Source organism: Bacillus sp. A1 (assembly GCF_042296235.1).
GTDB lineage: Bacteria > Bacillota > Bacilli > Bacillales > Bacillaceae > Bacillus > Bacillus velezensis.
This window is the reverse complement of record NZ_CP141181.1, coordinates 2,778,810-2,799,384: the sequence shown is the minus strand read 5'-3', so window position 1 is coordinate 2,799,384 and position 20,575 is coordinate 2,778,810. Positions and strand designations below refer to the sequence as shown.

The 20,575-nt window shown below is 49.2% G+C and carries 17 protein-coding genes; 11 read left to right on the top strand and 6 right to left on the bottom strand.

Annotation, left to right across the window (positions count from 1 at the left end; genetic code table 11):
• Positions 1 to 3 precede the first annotated feature (3 nt).
• The 3 genes from U2H13_RS13650 (at position 4) to cstA (ending at position 4,254) form a co-directional block, all read left to right on the top strand.
• The gene (locus tag U2H13_RS13650; RefSeq protein ID WP_007612991.1) at positions 4 to 831 is read left to right on the top strand and encodes a carbohydrate ABC transporter permease; all 828 of its coding nucleotides are present in this window, start codon (positions 4 to 6) and stop codon (positions 829 to 831) included.
• Positions 832 to 847: 16 nt separating this feature from the next.
• A complete protein-coding gene (locus tag U2H13_RS13645; RefSeq protein ID WP_021494420.1) occupies positions 848 to 2,347 on the top strand; it encodes an alpha-N-arabinofuranosidase in 1,500 nt (499 codons plus the stop codon).
• A gap of 110 nt (positions 2,348 to 2,457) precedes the next feature.
• Positions 2,458 to 4,254 (top strand): carbon starvation protein CstA, encoded by a 1,797-nt coding sequence (cstA, locus tag U2H13_RS13640; protein WP_053573136.1) that lies wholly within the window; start codon positions 2,458 to 2,460, stop codon positions 4,252 to 4,254.
• 70 nt (positions 4,255 to 4,324) lie between these two features.
• Here cstA and U2H13_RS13635 read toward each other — a convergent pair whose 3' ends face one another.
• The 4 genes from U2H13_RS13635 to sspI form a co-directional block, all read right to left on the bottom strand.
• Entirely contained in the window at positions 4,325 to 5,653 is a 1,329-nt protein-coding gene (locus tag U2H13_RS13635) for a (Fe-S)-binding protein (RefSeq protein WP_103526712.1), read from the bottom strand.
• Positions 5,650 to 7,062, bottom strand: coding sequence for a glycolate oxidase subunit GlcD (gene glcD, locus U2H13_RS13630; protein WP_021494418.1), 1,413 nt, complete (start codon positions 7,060 to 7,062; stop codon positions 5,650 to 5,652). Before glcD ends, U2H13_RS13635 begins: the two co-directional genes overlap by 4 nt.
• A gap of 99 nt (positions 7,063 to 7,161) precedes the next feature.
• The gene (locus U2H13_RS13625) at positions 7,162 to 8,247 is read right to left on the bottom strand and encodes a sugar diacid recognition domain-containing protein (protein WP_061860772.1); all 1,086 of its coding nucleotides are present in this window, start codon (positions 8,245 to 8,247) and stop codon (positions 7,162 to 7,164) included.
• 61 nt (positions 8,248 to 8,308) lie between these two features.
• Positions 8,309 to 8,524, bottom strand: coding sequence for a small acid-soluble spore protein SspI (gene sspI, locus U2H13_RS13620; RefSeq protein WP_003152527.1), 216 nt, complete (start codon positions 8,522 to 8,524; stop codon positions 8,309 to 8,311).
• A 120-nt stretch (positions 8,525 to 8,644) separates the two neighbouring features.
• On the opposite strand from sspI, the gene U2H13_RS13615 reads away from it, so the two are divergent.
• The 3 genes from U2H13_RS13615 (at position 8,645) to pheT (ending at position 13,215) form a co-directional block, all read left to right on the top strand.
• A complete protein-coding gene (locus U2H13_RS13615; protein ID WP_007408111.1) occupies positions 8,645 to 9,391 on the top strand; it encodes an RNA methyltransferase in 747 nt (248 codons plus the stop codon).
• Positions 9,392 to 9,752: 361 nt separating this feature from the next.
• Positions 9,753 to 10,787, top strand: a complete 1,035-nt coding sequence (gene pheS, locus U2H13_RS13610; RefSeq protein WP_003152530.1) for a phenylalanine--tRNA ligase subunit alpha — start codon at positions 9,753 to 9,755, stop codon at positions 10,785 to 10,787.
• A 13-nt stretch (positions 10,788 to 10,800) separates the two neighbouring features.
• Complete coding sequence (gene pheT, locus U2H13_RS13605; protein ID WP_103526713.1) at positions 10,801 to 13,215, top strand: phenylalanine--tRNA ligase subunit beta; 2,415 nt, start codon at positions 10,801 to 10,803, stop codon at positions 13,213 to 13,215.
• A gap of 36 nt (positions 13,216 to 13,251) precedes the next feature.
• Here pheT and rnhC read toward each other — a convergent pair whose 3' ends face one another.
• Complete coding sequence (rnhC, locus tag U2H13_RS13600) at positions 13,252 to 14,193, bottom strand: ribonuclease HIII (protein ID WP_017418314.1); 942 nt, start codon at positions 14,191 to 14,193, stop codon at positions 13,252 to 13,254.
• Between the two features lie 133 nt (positions 14,194 to 14,326).
• Here rnhC and zapA point away from each other — a divergent pair, with 133 nt between their 5' ends.
• The 5 genes from zapA to U2H13_RS13575 all read left to right on the top strand — a co-directional run bounded on the left by zapA (position 14,327) and on the right by U2H13_RS13575 (position 19,742).
• On the top strand, positions 14,327 to 14,584 hold the full coding sequence (gene zapA / locus U2H13_RS13595) for a cell division protein ZapA (protein ID WP_007408114.1): 258 nt from the start codon (positions 14,327 to 14,329) through the stop codon (positions 14,582 to 14,584).
• A gap of 7 nt (positions 14,585 to 14,591) precedes the next feature.
• Positions 14,592 to 15,125 carry a CvpA family protein gene (locus U2H13_RS13590; RefSeq protein WP_014418586.1) on the top strand — a complete coding sequence of 178 codons (534 nt, stop codon included), beginning with the start codon at positions 14,592 to 14,594 and terminating at the stop codon, positions 15,123 to 15,125.
• 105 nt (positions 15,126 to 15,230) lie between these two features.
• Positions 15,231 to 16,943, top strand: a complete 1,713-nt coding sequence (gene polX, locus U2H13_RS13585; RefSeq protein ID WP_007408115.1) for a DNA polymerase/3'-5' exonuclease PolX — start codon at positions 15,231 to 15,233, stop codon at positions 16,941 to 16,943.
• A gap of 20 nt (positions 16,944 to 16,963) precedes the next feature.
• Entirely contained in the window at positions 16,964 to 19,321 is a 2,358-nt protein-coding gene (locus U2H13_RS13580; RefSeq protein WP_065181013.1) for an endonuclease MutS2, read from the top strand.
• Between the two features lie 16 nt (positions 19,322 to 19,337).
• A complete protein-coding gene (locus U2H13_RS13575; RefSeq protein WP_003152541.1) occupies positions 19,338 to 19,742 on the top strand; it encodes a DUF350 domain-containing protein in 405 nt (134 codons plus the stop codon).
• 138 nt (positions 19,743 to 19,880) lie between these two features.
• Here U2H13_RS13575 and U2H13_RS13570 read toward each other — a convergent pair whose 3' ends face one another.
• Positions 19,881 to 20,555 carry a DUF2711 family protein gene (locus U2H13_RS13570; RefSeq protein WP_376700502.1) on the bottom strand — a complete coding sequence of 225 codons (675 nt, stop codon included), beginning with the start codon at positions 20,553 to 20,555 and terminating at the stop codon, positions 19,881 to 19,883.
• Positions 20,556 to 20,575 lie beyond the last annotated feature (20 nt).

The window sequence follows — 20,575 nt, the reverse complement described above, 5'->3', positions numbered from 1 at the left end:
TACATGTTTTCCGTGTACAGAGTCGCGTTTACCTTGTTTTTTATCATGCTGAGCCTGTTGTATATCTTTCCGATGATCTGTCTATTGCTCGGTTCTTTAAAGCCGTCATCTGAGCTGATGCGCATCGGGCTGAATCTGCGTCTTGATCCGGATGTAATGAGCCTTGATAACTACACCTATTTGTTCAACGGGGGGAGCATTTATTTCAAATGGTTTTTTAACAGCCTGCTGCTCGGCGTTCTCACCACGGTTCTCACGCTGTTTTTTTCCTCTTTGATCGGCTACGGACTCGGTGTCTACGAATTTAAAGGCAGAAATATTATTTTCGTTCTTGTGCTGATCATTATGATGGTGCCTCTTGAAGTGATGATGCTTCCGTTGTTCAAATTGACGGTGGGTCTTCATTTGATCGATTCTTATACGGGAGTGATTCTGCCGTTTATTGTGTCGCCTGTCGCCGTGTTCTTTTTCCGGCAATATGCGCTCGGACTTCCGAAGGATCTGCTTGATTCAGCGAGAATGGACGGCTGCACCGAATTCGGCATTTTTTTCAGAATTATGGCGCCGCTCATGAAACCGGCATTCGGGGCAATGATCATTCTTCAATCTTTAAACAGCTGGAATAACTTTTTATGGCCGCTGATCGTGCTTCGGTCGAAAGAAATGTTTACGCTTCCAATCGGACTTTCAGGGCTGCTGAGTCCGTACGGCAACAACTATGACATGCTGATTTCCGGGTCCGTTTTTGCGATACTGCCGGTGATCATCATATTCTTGTTTTTCCAAAAATACTTCATTTCCGGCCTCACAGTAGGCGGAGTGAAGGGATAGAGAGAGGGAGGAAATAATGAAAAAAGCGGGGATTACAGCAGATAAAGAATATATCATCGGTGAAGTGGACAAACGGATGTACGGATCATTTATAGAACATATGGGCCGGGCGGTGTATGAAGGCATTTATGAGCCCGGACACCCGAAAGCCGACAAGGACGGCTTCAGAACAGACGTGCAGGAGTTAATCAAAGAATTGCAAGTGCCGTTCATCCGCTATCCGGGAGGGAATTTTCTCTCGGGCTACAATTGGGAAGACGGTGTCGGACCGGTGAAGGACCGCCCGCGGAGGCTTGATTTGGCATGGCAGACGACAGAAACGAACGAAGTGGGGACGAATGAATTTTTAACGTGGGCGAAAAAAGTGAACGCCGAAGTGAATATGGCGGTTAATCTCGGGACGAGAGGGATCGATGCCGCCCGGAACCTCGTCGAATACTGCAACCATCCTGAAGGGTCATACTGGAGCGACTTACGAAAATCGCACGGATATGAAAAACCTTACGGCATCAAAACATGGTGCTTAGGAAATGAGATGGACGGCCCTTGGCAGATCGGTCATAAAACGGCGCATGAATACGGACGGCTCGCCGCTGAAACGGCAAAGGTGATGAAATGGACGGACCCGACGATCGAATTGGTGGCTTGCGGAAGCTCAAACAGCGGCATGCCGTCCTTCATCGAGTGGGAGGCCGAGGTGCTTGAGCATACGTACGAGCATGTGGATTACATCTCACTGCATACGTATTACGGCAATCATGAAAATGATCTTGAGAACTATTTGGCGAAGTCGATGGATTTAGACCATTTTATTAAATCCGTCACAGCCGTATGTGATTATATGAAAGCGAAAAAACGCAGCAAAAAAACGATTCACCTTTCTTTAGATGAATGGAATGTGTGGTATCACTCAAATGAAGCGGATAAAAAAGTGGAGCCATGGATTACGGCCCGGCCGATCCTCGAAGACATCTACAATTTTGAAGATGCGCTGTTGATCGGTTCACTGCTGATTACGATGCTGCAGCATGCGGACAGACTGAAGATCGCCTGTCTCGCCCAGCTTGTCAACGTGATTGCGCCTATCATGACTGAAAAGGGCGGAGAAGCATGGAGACAGCCGATCTTTTATCCTTACATGCACGCCTCTGTCTACGGGAGAGGGACTTCAATGAAGCTGCTGATTACCTCCCCGAAATACGACTCAGCGGACTTTACGGATGTGCCGTATGTTGATGCCGCGGCCGTTTACCATGAAGAGGATGAAGCACTGACCATTTTTGCCGTCAACAAAAGCAAGGAACTGATGGAAACGGAGATAAAGCTGAGAGGGTTTGAAGATTACCGCATTATTGAGCATATCGTGCTGGAGCATCAGGATATGAAAGCGACCAATCAAAAAAACAGAAAAGAAGTCATTCCGCACTCCAACGGAACGTCTTCGGCAAATGCTGAAGGGATAACGGCTCATTTTACTCCGCTGTCCTGGAATGTCATCCGTTTATCAGGAAAATAATGTTCCGAAAAGCCGGGCTGCGCTGCCGGCTTTTTTTTACGCAAAAATCATCTCCTGTTATCTGATAATTGTGATAATATTTAGAAAAAGAGAAAAGGGGCTGGGATTAAATGAATGCGATTACAATCGTCATAGCGTCTATATGTATTTTGGCGATCGCCTATCGGCTTTACGGTACCTTTATGATGGTCAAAGTATTAAAAATCAATGATCAGACACCGACTCCGGCCCATGTGCTTGAGGATGGGAAAGATTATGTGCCGACGAATAAGTGGGTGTCATTCGGCCACCACTTCGCGGCAATCGCCGCTGCCGGCCCGCTTGTCGGACCGATTCTGGCAGCTCAGTTCGGCTATCTGCCCGGGCTTTTATGGCTGTTAATCGGGGCGGTGATCGGAGGAGCCGTGCACGATATTGTCGTATTGTTTGCATCAATGCGGAAAAACGGGAAAACGCTTTCTGAAGTCGCCAAAGAAGAGCTCGGCCCGGTGGCGGGTTTTTGCACGGGTCTCTCGATGCTGTTTATCATTACGATCACGATGGCGGGACTGTCCATGGTTGTGCTGCACGCGCTTGAGAAAAACCCGTGGGGAACGTTTGCGGTGGGGATTACGATTCCGATCGCGATGGGGGTCGGCCTCTACTATAAAAAAACGGGCAATCTCAAACTCGCATCAACTGTCGGGTTTCTTTTGTTAATGGCCGGTGTTGTAATCGGGCCGCAGCTGCAGACAACGGCTTTCGGGGACATGCTGACACTGGATGCGAAAACGCTTGCAGTGGCGCTTCCTGTCTATGCGTTTTTCGCCGCGGCGCTTCCGGTTTGGCTTTTGCTGGCTCCTCGTGACTATTTAAGCAGTTTTATGAAAATCGGGGTTTTTGCCGCTTTGATCGCAGGCGTCTTTTTCGTCAATCCCGCCATTAAATTTCCTGCCGTAACGGAGTTTATTCACGGCGGAGGGCCGGTGATCGCGGGTCCTGTCTGGCCGTTTATTTCAATAACGATTGCCTGCGGCGCCATTTCGGGCTTTCATGCATTTGTCGGTTCCGGCACAACGCCGAAAATGCTGGATAAATGGAGTGATATAAAGCCGGTTGCTTTCGGAGCGATGCTTGTGGAATGTCTCGTCGGAATTATGGCGCTCATTGCAGCTGCCGCTCTTGAGCCCGCCGACTATTTTGCTATTAACAGCACGCCTGAAATATTCCGCACCCTCGGGATGAATGTCGTCCATCTGCCTGAATTGAGCAAAGAAATCGGGCTCAGTCTGGAAGGAAGAACGGGCGGCGCCGTTACGCTTGCCGTCGGAATGACGTATATCTTTACGGAGATTCCGTTTTTCAGTCATTTGGCTTCATACTTTTTTCAATTCGTCATTATGTTTGAAGCGGTGTTTATTTTAACGGCGATTGATGCGGGAACCCGTGTCGCCCGGTACTTGATTCAAGAGTTTTTCGGAGAGGTCTATAAGCCGCTGAAAAAAACAGACTGGCTGCCGGGCTCGATTTTCTCAAGCGCGCTCGCCTGCCTGCTGTGGGGCTATCTTCTGTATTCGGGCGACATCAGCTCCATTTGGGCGCTGTTCGGCGTATCCAATCAGCTTATGGCGTCTGTCGGCTTAATTATCGGTGCGACCGTCGTATTAAAAATAGCGGATAAGCGGCGCTATATGCTGACATGCCTGATTCCTCTCGCTTATTTGTACGTGACCGTCAACTATGCGGGTTATTGGATGGTGCGGTATGTGTATTTGAACCCCGAAGCGGCGGGATACAACGTGCTGAATGGCGTTTTATCCATTATCATGCTCATTCTCGGGCTTGTGATTATCATTGCGGCTGTGAAAAAATGGGCGAATGTATGGCGTGATCCGAGTGCCAGACTGGAAGCTTCAATACCCGGATAAATCCGCGGCCGTCCGAACATTGCAGCATCATAAAAAAAGCAGAGAGCCGATCGGTCTCTCTGCTTTCATCTTATGACAAATCCGCCGCTTCCAAAAGGTAATCCGCCAAATGAACCGCGCGGACACGGCCTGTTAATCCTTCGCGTAAAATGCCGAGCTGCATTTGCAGAAGGCATCCGGGATTGGCTGTCACGATGACGGCCGCCTCCGTTTTTCCGGCGGCTTTCATCTTGCTGTCTAATATTTTCATAGACATCTCTGACTCTGTTATATTATAAATTCCCGCCGACCCGCAGCAGCTGTCGGCCTTTTCCATTTCTCTGTACTCAGCCCCTTTAATGCTTTTCAAAAGCGTGCGCGGTTCCTCTGACGTATGCATCACATTGCGGAGGTGGCAGGAGTCCTGATATGTGACGATATGAGGAGACTGTGCCCGCAGGTTTTTTTGATGGAACTTCAGATCAACCAGTACGGATGAAAAGTCTTTGAGCTTCCGGACGAATTGTCCGGCACGTTCCGCCCATCCAGGTTCATCTTTCAGTAAATGCGGATATTCCTGAAGAAAGGCGCCGCATCCGCCGGCGTTTGTAATGATATAATCAGCATCAAGCGCTTCAAAAGCCGCGATATTCCGCTTGGCCAGTTCTTTTCCCATCTCTTTTTCTCCGCTGTGCCCGTGAAGCGCGCCGCAGCACGCCTGGCCGTCCGGAACCGCGATTTCACACCCGGCCGCCTGTAAAAGCGCCGTTGTCGCATGATTTGTCGCTAAAAACATCGTATCCATTAAGCAGCCCGAGAAAAAAGCGGCCCGTTTTTGGACGGGACCCGCGGCAGGAAGAAAACGCGGCCTTTCCTTCATGTCTTTCCGTTTCGGGGCGGGCGGGAGCACTTGTTCCATTGTGCGCAGATGTTCAGGCAAAACGCGAAGCATACCGGTTTTTCTGACGGCGGTCTGCAGTCCCGATCTTTGGTATATTCCGAGAAGATTCACGGCTGTCTGCATGCGGTTTTGGTGAGGGAAAAGCCCGGTGAAGGCGGCTTTCCGCAAGAGGCGCACGCCCGGCTTATGTTTTTTATTTTGATGAATGATATCCCTCGCTTCTTCAAGCAGCTGTCCGTAATTGACCCCTGCCGGACAAACGGGCTCGCATGCCCGGCATCCGAGACACAGCGAAAGTGAGCGCTCGACATCTTCATCCGGCTCGATCAGTCCGTCAGTGACGGCTTTCATCAGGGCGATCCGGCCGCGCGGTGAATGGGATTCTTGAAATCCCGATTCGATATAGGTCGGACAGGAAGGAAGGCAGAAGCCGCAGCGCATACAGTTCAGCAATTCACCTTCATCCATGCGGTTTTTGAATTCTGTTTGAATTTGTTTCTGCTCTTTAGCCGTGGTCATTTCATCACCACCACGCGTTTCCTTGATGAATTGGCGAATATTTTTCCCGGATTCAGCAGATTTTGGGGATCAAGCGCTTGTTTGATCGCTTTCATGGCGGTGATGCCTTCTGTTTTCAGTTTCATTTCTAAATACGGCGCTTTTACGATGCCGACCCCGTGTTCACCCGTTATCGTCCCGCCCAGCTCAATCGCTTTTTCAAAAATGGCGGCAAAAGCTTTTTCGACACGTTCCATCTCCTCTGTATTCCGGATATCGGTGGTGCACGTCGGATGGAGGTTGCCGTCTCCGGCATGGCCGAATGTGCAGATGGACAGGCCGTATGTTTCTGCAATCTCGTTAATGGCTTTGACCATGCTGGCAATTTGTGATCTCGGCACGGTCGCATCTTCCAGAATCGTTGTCGGTTTCAGCCGGGCAAGGGCTGATAATGCGGACCGTCTGGCCTCTGTAAGCGCGAATGCCTCTTCCTCGGTTTCAGCCGTTTGGACGGATACGGCTGCTCCGTTTTTACAGATGGCTTCGATTTTTTCCATATCTCGTCTGACCGTTTCGATGTCACCGTCCTGTTCGATCAGCAGCACCGCTTTTGCGTCGGTCGGAAGCCCGATCTTGGCGTAATCTTCAATGACCTGCAGTGTCGGCTGATCCAGAAATTCGAGTGTCGCCGGAATGATTTTTTCAGCGATGATGGCAGAAACCGATTCCGCAGCCGCTTCAATATGTTCATAGAGTGCAAGCAGCGTTTTTTTCGTTTCCGGCTTCGGAACCAGCTTTAAAGTCGCTTCCGTCACAACGCCGAGCGTCCCTTCTGATCCGACGAAAAGCCGGGTCAGATCATAACCGGCGACATCCTTTGTCAGCTTTCCTCCTGTGCGGATGATATCGCCTGAAGCCAAGACGGCTTCAAGGCCGAGGACATAATCCCGGGTGACGCCGTACTTCAAACCGCGCAGCCCGCCGGAATTTTCATTAATATTCCCGCCGATCGTCGATATTTTCATGCTGCTCGGATCAGGCGGATAAAATAAACCTTTTTGTTCAACCGCACGGATCATATCTTGCGTGATTACGCCCGGCTGGACGGTTGCCGTCAAATTTTCTTCATCGATTTCTAGAATGCGGTTCATATGTTTGAATAAAAGCACAAGCCCGCCTTCAGACGGACATGTGCCGCCGCATAAGTTTGTGCCTGAACCCCTCGGCACGATCGGAATGTCATGCCTGCTGCAAATCGTTAGTATACGCGACACGTCATCCGCGCTGCGGGGGGCGATTACCGCATCCGGCATGGCTTGCAGCTGAGGAGCCGCATCATAAGAATACACAAGACGGCCCGCCGCCGAATCATCATAATTCTCCTTCCCGACCGTCCGGATGAATGCTTCTTTTGCCTCTCGTGAAATCATGTTCTCCCAACCTCCCTGATAAGAAAAGCGTTTTCATTTAATTGTAAAGAAAAACGATTCCGCACACTATGGAGAAACATATGAAAAATGATGATATGATTACGTGATTTTTGTATGTTGATCTAAAAAGCGCAGCGCCAAATAAAAAGCCGTTATGTCTTCGGGGCGGTCAAGTTTCATATTTGTCAGTGATTCCAGTTTGGAAAGACGGTAGCGCAATGTATTGATATGAATATGCATGTCGTCGGCGGTGCGCTTAAACGATAATTGCCGGTCGAAAAAGGCGCGCAGCGTATCCAGAAGTTCTTCCCGGTCCAGTACATGCTCGAGAACCCGCCGTGAAAATTCCGACCTCGTGCGGGGTGTGATATCGGCAAGACACATATCCAGTTTTAAATCTTCTTCAAAGACGGCCTGCTTGTCACCGATACCGGCTGAAAGTGCTTTATCCGCCTGTTCGTATGATTCCGTGAGGCGCTCTCCCGGAACGATCCGTCCGATGCCGGCGGTGACAGGCTGCCCGAAAACGGCGCCGATCTTTTTAATGAGCTGTGTTTTGGAAGCCGAATTTGCTTCATGATTAATGAGAATGCGTTCATTTCCCCAGCGGACAAACAGGTCTTCAGGGCATTCGTACTGCCAGAGCCGCCCGAGCTCCTCCGCTTTATATTGCTCATAACGGCCTTGAATGAGTATGATCCGGCGGTATGCGTGAAGGTCTGCGCCGATGAGCTTTGCTTTTTCTAAAAAGCCCGGAGACCATTCTTTCAGCTGCAGCCAATCAACCATAAAGGATTCAAGCATTCTCGCACGCCACTGCGCTTCTTCCATATGGCGCGTTTCTTTAATAAACAGCTCCGTCATTTTTCTGAGCAATTCTCCGAAAGGAAGGATATCGTCAGGGTCTCCTGTCAGACCGAATACTCCGATCACTTCATGACCTGAAAAAACGGGGAGGTTCAGTCCTGCTTTTACGCCCTCGAGCCGTTTTTCATCTTCTTTCGTAATGATGACATTCCGTTTTTCGCGCGCGCAGATCAGTGCGCCTTCATGAAACCATCCGGCGCGCGCCTCGTTGGTGCCCGCGATGATCATTCCTTTTGTATCGGCAATAATTACTTCGCGGCTGTACATATGTTTGACTTCGGCAATCAACTTCTTTGCCAGTTCCGGCTGTAACTGCATGGCGATCCCCCTCGCCATTATTATACAAAAAAAACCGGGTGTGCCATCACCCGGTTCATGCTTATTGCGCAGGTTTTAATCCGCCTTCAAGTGTTTTGAGCATTTCATTTTTTTCTGAGTCCGACGCATGCTGCCAAAGAACTTCGAATAAGACGCCGAGGCCCGGAAGCATTTTTTCTTCACCGCTTTGGATGGCGTCAACGATAGTATGCTCCAGCTGATCCTGGTTATTGCCGGTTACATTGGCAATAACGGCGTTGCGTAAATTAAGATCCATTACAACCGCTCCTTTTTCCTGAATGTGATACGCATATTCTTACCGCGCACGCGGTTTATTATGTGCTGTTCTTAAGATATAATAACAACATGCATGAAAAAAGGAGAGCACAGACATAAAGTGAAACGAATCGACTCTGCAAAAAACCAAAAAGTGAAGGATTGGAAAAAACTTCACACAAAAAAAGAGAGACTTAAAACGAATACATTTCTGATAGAAGGAGAGCATCTGGCAGAAGAAGCGCTCAAATCAAAGGGAACGGTAAAAGAAATTCTCGTAAACGATGAGAGCGCCATCCCGGCCGATCTGGACATGAGTATCCCGTGCTACGTGCTGAGCGAAGACGCGTTTTCAGCCGTGACGGAAACGGAAACGCCGCAGCGGATCGCCGCGGTCTGCCATATGCCGGATAAGCAGCCTGATCAGCTGAAGCGGCTGCTTCTGATTGATGCCGTGCAGGACCCGGGGAATTTAGGAACAATGATCAGAACGGCAGATGCGGCGGGGATCGACGCCGTTGTCCTTGGTGAGGGAACAGCAGACCCGTACAACGGAAAAACGCTGCGTTCAGCACAAGGTTCTCATTTTCATATTCCCATTTTGAAACGTCCGCTTGATGAGTTTACCGCTGAGCTGAAATCACAAGGCGTCGCGATCTACGGCACGGCGCTTGAAAACGGTGCGGCTTATCAAAGCGTGAAGCCTGAAGAATCGTTCGCGTTAATCGTCGGGAACGAGGGGGCGGGAGTGGACGCCGGCCTTCTGCAAAAAACGGATCTCAACTTGTACGTTCCGCTGTACGGACAGGCGGAATCGCTGAATGTGGCGGTAGCGGCCGCCATCCTCGTTTATCATCTCAGAGGATAGGTTGCGAAAAGCCTTGGATTTCACTATAATAGATAGCAATAATGTAAAAACCGTGACAGAGGACGTCAATTTTTGCACACACTGCCTTCCAGGGAGAAAATGCCGCTGACTGAAAGCATTTTTATCGCAGCACAGAAATTGATTTTCACCTCTCGAGTTGTCACCGGGACCGCGCCAAACGCGCGTAAAGGTGAACCGGAACGATCGTTTCCGTTATGTCAATGAAGCTGTCGGCAGATGAAGTCTGCCTTAAAAAGGGTGGTACCGCGGCCACAACTCGTCCCTTCTCTCAAGGGGCGGGTTTTTTTGTTTTCTGAAAAAGGCATAGAACGGTTTGGTTTACATAAAAGGAGGATGCATGATGGAAGAGAAGCTTAAACAGCTCGAACTGGAAGCTGCAGAAAAAGTAGAAGCGGCGGGTTCATTAAAAGAAGTTAACGACATTCGGGTGCAATATCTCGGAAAAAAAGGGCCGATTACAGAAGTTCTCCGCGGCATGGGCAAACTGTCCGCCGAAGAGCGCCCGAAAATGGGAGCGCTCGCCAATGAAGTGAGAGAGCGCATTGCAGCAGCCATTACGGCGAAAAATGAACAGCTTGAACAAGAAGAGATGAATAAAAAACTCAGCAGCCAGACGATTGACGTCACATTGCCGGGCAGTCAGGTAAACATCGGCGGACGCCATCCGCTGACGGTCGTTATTGAAGAAATTGAAGATTTATTTATCGGAATGGGATATACCGTCGAAGAAGGCCCTGAAGTGGAAACGGATTATTACAACTTTGAGGCGCTGAACCTGCCGAAGGAACATCCGGCCCGCGACATGCAGGACAGCTTTTACATTACAGAAGAAATGCTGATGAGAACGCAGACGTCACCGGTGCAGACGCGCACGATGGAAAAGCATAAAGGAAAAGGCCCCGTCAAAATCATTTGTCCCGGTAAAGTGTATCGCCGCGACAACGATGACGCGACACATTCCCATCAGTTCATGCAGATTGAGGGTCTCGTCGTCGACCGCAAAATCAGCATGAGCGACCTGAAAGGCACGCTTGAATTGGTCGCCAAAAAAATGTTCGGCCAAGATCGTGAAATCAGGCTCCGTCCGAGCTTTTTCCCATTCACAGAGCCTTCTGTCGAGGTGGATGTGACCTGCTTTAAGTGCGGCGGACAAGGCTGCTCCGTCTGCAAAAAAACAGGCTGGATCGAAATTCTCGGCGCCGGCATGGTTCACCCGAACGTGCTGAAGATGGCCGGATTCAATCCTGAGGAATACCAGGGTTTTGCTTTCGGAATGGGTGTGGAACGTATCGCGATGCTGAAATACGGCATTGAAGATATCCGCCATTTCTATACCAATGATGTCAGATTCATTTCGCAGTTTAAACAGGCGTAAGAGGAGGATACACATGTTTGTTTCTTATAAATGGTTAGAAGATTACGTTGACTTGCAGGGAATCGACCCGGCCGTGCTTGCAGAAAAAATTACGAGAGCCGGTATTGAAGTTGAGGGTATCGAGTATAAAGGGGAGGGCGTAAAAGGCGTTGTCATCGGACACGTGCTTGAGCGCGAACAGCACCCGAATGCCGACAAACTCAACAAATGCCTTGTTGATATCGGTGCGGAGGAACCCGTGCAGATTATCTGCGGCGCCCCGAATGTTGATAAAGGACAGAAGGTTGCCGTTGCAACGGTCGGAGCCGTGCTTCCCGGCAATTTCAAAATTAAAAAAGCCAAGCTGCGCGGCGAAGCGTCTCACGGCATGATCTGTTCCCTTCAGGAGCTCGGCATTGAAAGCAAGCTCGTGGCGAAAGAATATGCGGAAGGCATTTTCGTTTTTCCGAATGATGCTGAAACGGGAGCTGACGCAATGGCGGCCCTTCAGCTTGATGATGCGATTTTAGAATTGGGCTTAACGCCGAACCGCGCCGACGCGATGAACATGCTTGGCGTGGCTTATGAAGTTGCGGCTATCCTCGGCGCAGAGGTAAAACTTCCGGAGGCTTCATATGAAAAAGCGGCAGAAAAAGCGGCGGATGCTGTTTCCGTTAAGGTTGAAGATACGCAGGCCAATCCGCATTATGCCGCAAAAATCATTAAAAACGTCAAAATCGGCCCGTCACCGCTTTGGATGCAGACGAAGCTGATGAATGCAGGCATCCGCCCGCATAATAACGTCGTGGACATTACAAACTTCGTCCTCCTTGAGTACGGACAGCCGCTTCACGCTTTCGATTACGACCGGTTCGGTTCAAAAGAGGTCGTCGTCAGAAAAGCGGCGGAAAATGAAACCATCGTGACGCTGGATGAACAAGAGCGCAAGCTGTCAAGCAGCCATTTGGTCATCACAAACGGAAAAAAAGCGCAAGCCGTTGCGGGAGTCATGGGCGGAGCTGAGTCTGAAGTCCGTGAAGACACCACTGCGATTTTACTGGAAGCCGCTTATTTCGACGGACAGACCGTCCGCAAAGCGTCGAGAGACCTCGGGCTGAGAAGCGAAGCGAGCGCCAGATATGAAAAAGGCATTGATCCGGCACGCGTTCTGCTGGCGGCTGAACGGGCCTGCAGTCTCATTCAGGCATATGCCGGCGGAGAAGTGCTCTCAGGCACGGTTGAAGAAAACCATCTGACAATCGAAGCAAACAATATTCACGTGTCTGTTGAAAAAGTGAACGCCGTGCTCGGCATGACAATCGCTAAAGAAGAAATCATCAGCATTTACAAGCGCCTCGGGTTTGCAGTCGGTGAAGCTGAAGGCGTTCTCGTCGTAACGGTGCCGTCGCGCCGCGGAGATATTAGAATAGAAGAAGACCTGATTGAAGAAGCGGCGAGATTGTACGGGTATGACAATATTCCGTCCACGCTTCCGGAAACGGCCGGCACGACAGGCGGCTTGACACCGTATCAGGCAAAACGCCGGAAAGTGAGACGTTTCCTTGAAGGAGCGGGTCTTTCACAAGCGACCACTTATTCATTAACGAATGATAAAAAAGCGGCCGCTTTTGCGATCGAAAAATCATTCAACACGATGCTTGCTCTGCCGATGAGCGAAGAAAGAAGCATTCTCAGACACAGCCTTGTGCCGAATCTTCTTGAAGCCGTTTCATACAATCTGGCCAGACAGACTGATTCCGTTGCTTTATATGAAACGGGTTCTGTATTTCTGACGAAAGAAGAAAACACAAAACCGGTTGAAAAAGAACGGGTTGCCGGAGCTGTAACCGGATTGTGGCGCAAAAATTTATGGCAGGGTGAGAAAAAGCCGGTTGATTTCTTCGTCGCCAAAGGAATCGTTGAAGGCCTGCTGCATCAATTGAATGTGTCAGACCGGGTTGAATTTGTCCAGTCAGAACGCAAAAACATGCATCCCGGCCGGACGGCAAACATTCTATTGAACGGTTCGCTTGCCGGATTTATCGGCCAGGTGCATCCGGCAATGGAAAAAGAGCTGGATATCAAAGAAACGTATGTGTTCGAGCTTGATCTGCACGCGCTTCTGACCGAGGAAACAGAACCTGTCGTGTATACGCCGATTCCGAAGTACCCGTCCGTCACGCGCGACATTGCGCTTGTGGCAGATAAAACCGTTACAAGCGGACAGCTCGAAGCCGTGATCAAAGAAGCCGGCGGCGCGCTGCTGAAAGAAGTCACCGTATTTGATGTGTACGAAGGTGAGCATATGGAAGAAGGCAAAAAATCCGTCGCCTTCTCGCTCCAATATGTTAACCCTGAACAAACATTGACAGAAGAAGAAGTGACAAAAGTACATGAAAACGTGCTGAAAGCGCTGGAAGAAACGTATCAGGCCGTATTAAGAGGATAAAGAAAAAGCTTGCAGATCACTCTGCAAGCTTTTTTACTATGACCGCTTCCGTTCAACAAGGCGTTTCGCTTTTTGCGTATTGGCAAAATGAAGTTTAGTGAACGTTCTGAGCGCACCTTCTCCCTTATTGATGATCAGCTTGGCGGCAGCTTCATCGACGTGCGGCCCCGCGCCTTTTGGAATCGTCATCCCAGCCTCACGCGAAAGCTTATCCATTTCAATTAAGAAAGAATATCGCGCAATGATAGAGGCTGCGGCGACGGAAAGATGTATGCTTTCCGCTTTCGTGCTGAAAAACGTTTTTTCTTTTACGATATCCCGTCCGGAAAGATGCTTAAAATAAATGCCGGGCTCTGCGAATTGGTCAATCAAAATCGCTTCCGGTTTAACGCCGTTCATTTTTCTCAGCAGATTGGAAATCGCCTGATTATGAAGGAGCGCCTTCATTTTTCCTTGGCTCATGCCTTTTTCCTGCATCTGATTGTATTTTTCGTTTTTTAACACAAGCAGGCTGTAAGGAATGGTTTTAATTAACAGTTTGGCGATTTCAATAATCTGCGGATCTTTTAAATCCTTCGAATCCTTCACACCGAGTTCTCTCATTAAAGAGAGCTTTGTTTTGTCGGCGTATGCGCAGGCAACCGTTATCGGCCCGAAGTAATCGCCTGTTCCGACTTCATCAGAGCCGATCACTGACATGGAGGCAATGCCCGCCGGGGGAGCGTAGAGCGGGTCGGCCGCTTTTTTGACGGTTTTCTTTGCTTTCGGCGCCTCAGCCGTTCCCCAGCGGGCCGCTTCTGTGCCGGCGTTTTTTCCTTGAAAGAGAACCTTGCCCGAGCGGTAGGCTGTAATGGTACAGCCCGGAGGCTTAGCCTGGAAGACGGCGCCCTGCGGAACGGCGGGAGTAAGGGAGCCGGCATAGGATTGTTTCATTTGTTCCATAGCGGAAGCGGATACTTTTATAACAGAATGGGACACGATATAATCTCCTTTTTTGGCACTTTTCACTGTATATACCAGTGTATCATAACAGCCCGAGGCTCGTCTTTCCATTCAAACGATAATCGTGGTATGATAGGAACTAGGATTCTCGCGGAATGGAGGAGAAACGTTGTCTGACGGCAAAAAAACCAAAACGACAGTAAACATTTACGGCCAGCACTTCACCATTATCGGGGAAGAAAGCAAAGCGCACATGCGTCATGTGGCCGGAGTGGTTGATGATAAAATGAGAGAAATCAACGAGAAAAATCCATATCTTGATATAAATAAGCTCGCTGTATTGACTGCGGTCAATGTTGTGCATGATTATATGAAACTGCAAGAAAAATATGAAATACTGGAGCGGCAGCTTAAAGAAAAGGAATGAACACCATATGATAGATATCATCATCTTAGTTCTGCTCTTAATGGGCACATTGCTTGGATTAAAAAGAGGATTTATCCTCCAATTTATATATTTAACGAGTTTCATCCTCTCGATTGCGTTTGCGGCGCTTTTTTACAAAAGCCTGGCCCCGCATCTGAGCTTTATACCCGCGCCTGATTTTTCCGGCGGGCAGGCGGCTCTGTCTTTTATTAAAGGAAACGTAGAGACGGCTTATTACAACGCGATCGCGTTTGTCATTTTGTTTATCATCGCAAAGATTCTGCTCCGGATTATCGGAGCGGCGCTTAATATCATCGCCGGCATTCCGGTCATTAAACAGATCAACAAACTGCTGGGCGGGGTGCTTGGGTTTCTGGAAGTCTATTTATTTGCGTTTATCCTGCTATACGTCGCATCCGTACTGCCGGTAAGCGCGCTTCAGGATATGCTCGCACAATCGACGCTTGCAAATATCATCACACATCATACGCCGTATCTGTCAGGGCTCCTGCAAGAACTGTGGGCCCAGTACGGGGCATAAAAAACTTCTCTTGACCGGAGAAGTTTTTTTCAAGCTCTGCGTCAGTTGTGCCGGAGGAGAAAAATTTGTATGATGAAAAGCAGGAAACGACTGGGGGTTAACAGTATGCATAAAAAAGATATCATCAGGCTGCTTGAAACGATTGCGGTCTATATGGAACTGAAAGGGGACAACCCGTTTAAAATATCAGCCTTCCGAAAAGCGGCAGCGGCGCTTGAGCAGGATGACCGCAGCCTGTCGGAAATCGACGACATGATGTCTTTATCCGGAATCGGAAAAGGCACCTACGGCGTCATTCGTGAATATATGCAGGAAGGTGTGTCCGGCACGCTTCTCCAATTGCAGAAAGAAGTTCCGGAAGGCTTGGTTCCTCTTTTGAAGCTTCCGGGCCTCGGCGGCAAAAAAATCGCCAAGCTGTATCAGGAGCTTGGCGTTCATGACGCGGAATCGCTGAAAGAAGCATGCGAGCAGCAAAAAGTACAGGGGCTCGCCGGTTTCGGCAAAAAAACGGAGGAGAAAATCCTTCAGGCTCTCGGAGAAGCCGGAAAACAGCCGGAACGTTTTCCGATCGGCTATGCGCTCAGCATTGCTTCAGTAATTGAAGAACATTTGGCCCGGCTGACGGATATTCAGAAATATTCCCGGGCCGGCAGTCTCAGAAGAGCGCGGGAAACCGTAAAAGATCTGGATTACATTATCGCTACAGATCATCCGGAGGCTGTCAGAGAACAGCTTCTTTCCCTCCCGAACGTAAAAGACGTGATAGCGAGCGGGGACACAAAAGTATCAGTCATCCTGACCTTTGAATATGAGACGAGTGTGGATTTCCGGCTTGTGACAGAGGAACAGTTTGCCACCACACTGCATCATTTTACCGGTTCTAAAGATCACAACATTAAAATGCGCCAGCTGGCGAAAGAGCGCGGTGAACGGATCAGTGAATACGGAGTAGAAACTATAGAAACGGGAGACGTCAAAACATTCCCGAGCGAAGAAGCGTTTTACGCCCACTTCGGTCTGCCGTTTATTCCTCCTGAGCTCAGAGAAAGCGGGCAGGAGGTCGACACGTACCGGGAAGAAACGGACCTTGTGGAGCATAAAGCGATAAAAGGCGATCTCCACATGCACTCAGCCTGGAGTGACGGCGCTTTTTCCATCAGGGAAATGGCAGAAGCATGTATGGCAAAAGGCTATCAGTACATGGCGATCACCGACCATTCTCAATATTTAAAGGTAGCCAACGGGTTAACGGCCGAACGGCTCAAAAAACAGGCGGAAGAAATTGACGCGTTAAATGCTGAATTTGAAAATTTTCATATTTTTAAAGGCGTAGAAATGGACATTCTCCCCGACGGTTCGCTTGATTATGATGACAGTGTTCTGTCTGAAATGGATCTTGTCATCGCATCTATTCATTCAAGCTTCAGCCAGCCGGAGCATGTCATTATGAAACGGCTTGAACAGGCGCTGACGAATAAGCACGTGGACATTATCGCCCACCCGACGGGACGCCTGATCGGCAGACGGGCCGGCTATGAAGTCGACATCGACATGCTGATTGAACTCGCCGCCAAAACAAATACGGCGCTTGAACTGAATGCAAACCCCGCGCGCCTCGATTTGCGGACTGAGCATCTGATCAAAGCAAATGAAAAAGGTGTGACTTTGGTCATTAATACCGATGCCCATAATATCGAGATGCTCGATGATATGAAAACGGGCGTGACCGCTGCGCGCAAAGGCTGGACGGAGACAAAACATGTGTTAAACGCCCGGCCGCTACACGAGGTCAAAGCATTTCTGACGCGCAATGATTAAGTAAGGAGGATCACAAAACCGTGCAGCAAAAAGTGTTATCATCACTTGAATTTCATAAAGTAAAAGAACAGATTACCGCACATGCCGTCTCATCGCTCGGCCGGGAGAAGCTTCTGCAGCTGAAACCTTTGACGGATCTCTCAGACATCCAAAAACAGCTGGATGAAGTTGAAGAAGCATCCGCGGTCATGCGCTTGAGAGGCCATGCTCCGTTCGGCGGACTGACCGACATAAGATCCGCTTTACGGCGGGCGGAAATCGGCAGTGTGCTGACACCGGCGGAATTCACCGAATTGTCCGGGCTGCTGTATGCCGTTAAACAAATGAAGCATTTTATCAGCCAAATGACAGAAGACGGCGTCGGCATTCCGCTGATACAGGCCCATGCAGAAGAGCTGATTACATTAGGCGATTTGGAAAGGGAGATTAACTCCTGCATTGATGACCATGGTGAAGTGCTTGATCATGCGTCACCCGCTTTAAGGGGAATCCGCACGCAGCTCAGGACGCTTGAATCAAGAGTCAGAGACCGGCTTGAATCGATGCTGCGTTCATCTTCCGCTTCTAAAATGCTGTCTGACACCATCGTTACGATTCGGAATGACCGCTTTGTCATCCCGGTCAAACAGGAATACAGATCAAGCTACGGCGGAATTGTCCACGATACATCTTCATCCGGTGCGACACTGTTTATTGAACCGCAGGCGATCGTAGATATGAACAACTCGCTTCAGCAGGCGAAAGTAAAAGAAAAACAGGAAATCGAACGGATTCTTCGAATGCTGACGGAGCATACGGCTGAACACACACAAGAAATCGCTCAAAATGTGGAAGTGCTGCAGACACTGGATTTCATTTTCGCCAAAGCGAGATACGCAAAAGCGATGAAGGCGACAAAACCACTTATGAACGGAGACGGCTTTATCCGGCTGAAAAAAGCGCGCCATCCGCTGCTGCCCCAAGATCAAGTCGTGGCCAACGATATTGAACTGGGCGGAGATTATTCAACGATCGTTATCACGGGACCGAATACGGGCGGTAAAACCGTTACGTTAAAAACACTCGGGCTGCTGACGATAATGGCGCAGGCAGGATTGCACATACCGGCTGATGAGGGATCGGAAGCAGCCGTATTTGACAATGTGTTTGCCGATATCGGCGATGAACAGTCGATCGAACAAAGTCTGAGTACGTTCTCATCCCACATGGTCAATATCGTCAATATTTTAAAAGACGTGTCTGAAAACAGTCTTGTGCTGTTTGATGAACTCGGTGCCGGAACAGATCCGCAGGAAGGGGCGGCGCTTGCCATGAGCATCCTTGACGAAGTTCACCGGACAAACGCCAGAGTGCTTGCGACAACCCATTATCCGGAACTGAAAGCATACGGATATAACAGACAAGGCGTCATGAATGCCAGCGTTGAATTTGACATTGAAACGCTTTCGCCTACCTATAAGCTTCTGATCGGAGTGCCGGGCCGAAGCAACGCATTTGAAATCTCAAGACGCCTTGGGCTTCCGGAGCATATCATCGGCCAGGCGAAGTCAGAAATGACCGCCGAACATAACGAAGTCGATCTGATGATCGCATCGCTTGAAAAAAGCAAAAAAAGAGCGGATGAAGAGCTTTCTGAAACCGAATCAATCAGAAAAGAAGCAGAAAAACTGCACAAAGAGCTTCAGCAGCAGATCATTGAGCTGAACGCCCAAAAAGATAAAATGATGGAAGAAGCCGAGCAGAAAGCTGCGGAAAAACTGGAAGCCGCCGCAAATGAAGCCGAACAGATTATCCGCGAACTCCGGTCCATCAAGCAAGAACACAGATCCTTTAAGGAACACGAGCTGATTGACGCCAAAAAACGTCTCGGAGACGCGATGCCGGCTTTTGAAAAATCAAAGCAGCCGGAAAGAAAAACAGAGAAAAAACGCGAGCTCAAGCCGGGCGACGAAGTAAAGGTGCTCACATTCGGACAAAAAGGGGCGCTGCTTGAAAAAACCGGCGAGAAAGAATGGAACGTCCAAATCGGCATCCTTAAAATGAAGGTGAAGGAAAAAGATCTTGAGTTTCTCAAATCGGCTCCTGAACCGAAAAAAGAAAAAGCAATCACCGCCGTAAAAGGGAAGGATTATCACGTATCCCTTGAACTTGACCTCAGGGGAGAGCGTTACGAAAACGCCCTCAGCCGCGTCGAAAAATATTTAGATGACGCGGTGCTTGCCGGCTATCCGAGAGTGTCCATCATTCACGGAAAAGGCACGGGCGCCCTCCGAAAAGGGGTGCAGGATCTTCTGAAAAACCACCGCAGCGTGAAAAGCTCGCGGTTCGGGGAAGCGGGAGAAGGAGGATCAGGCGTAACGATTGTCGAACTAAAATAAAAAGGGAGTAAACGTCATGAATGCTTTTTGGGAAAATGAGCTTGTTGAAATCGCGGCTTATTACAGTGTAGCCGTCTTGTGTCTCGTCATTTTTCTGACCGTGTTTGAATTGGTGACATCCTATAAAAACTGGGTGGAAATCCAAAAAGGCAATCTTGCGGTGGCAATGGCGACCGGAGGGAAAATTCTCGGTATCGCAAATGTCTTTCAGCACAGCATCGCCCAGCATAATTCGCTTTTGCAAATGATCGGCTGGGGCGTATACGGATTTATTATGCTTTTAATCAGCTATTTTATCTTTGAATTTCTGACGCCCCGGTTTAAAATTGATAAAGAAATTGAAAAAGATAACAGAGCTGTCGGCTTTATTTCATTTGTCATCTCAGTCGGCCTGTCATTTGTGGTGGCCGCTGGGATTTAAGGGGACGGGGAAAAATGGAGAAGCTTGCGAAAGTGCTGCTGTCGGCAGCGGGAATTTTTCTGTTCATCGGACTTATTTATCTGGTCATGACATCTTAATACTGAAAAAAGGCTGCCGAACTAAAATCGGCGGCCTTTTTTATTGAGAATACCAGTTTATGCAGGCCGTATCGGAGCAAATGACGGCTTCCCAACTCATGGCGCGGATGACAGATGGCATGTCTTGTTCTTCCATGAGAAAGAGTGTCGTAAAAGAATTATATATGCTCATAAAAGCGGCGCGCCGTTTTTCGTCGGCAATGATCATGTCAGCCCGCAGCAATCCGCATACATCCGAAGCCGCCGTTTGATTGAGTGAAAATAGACCTTCCGCTTCGATCGGCTCATAAAAAGTGCAGCGCTCAATGTCTTTTGAACGAAACACGTCCAAGAGTCCCGGTATCAAAAATGGCGAAGTGACATCATCGCTCGGCAAGTACAGATCGGGATGAAGCCGATTAAACAGCCTGGCGGATTCAGGAAGTGCATATTCCTCCCGCAGTGCCGTGACAGCGGTCATAAGCGCAAGCGCCGTCTCTTTTTCAGAGCGCAATCCGCAAATGGTCATGACGGTTTTCCAGGAAACGGGGCTGCCCATCGCGATGATCTCCTCATCACTCGGATACATATGTTCATAAGGCCGTTTGCGCTTTTGCTCTTCCCACCCATCCGGCATCCGGACAAAGGGATGAAGCAAAAAGGCGGCCGACGTAAACGGCTTCGGCAGCTGGCGCAGGATAGGAACTCCTTCTTCAAAATGCAGCGTTTCCAGCAAACTCAACACCTCCTGAGACT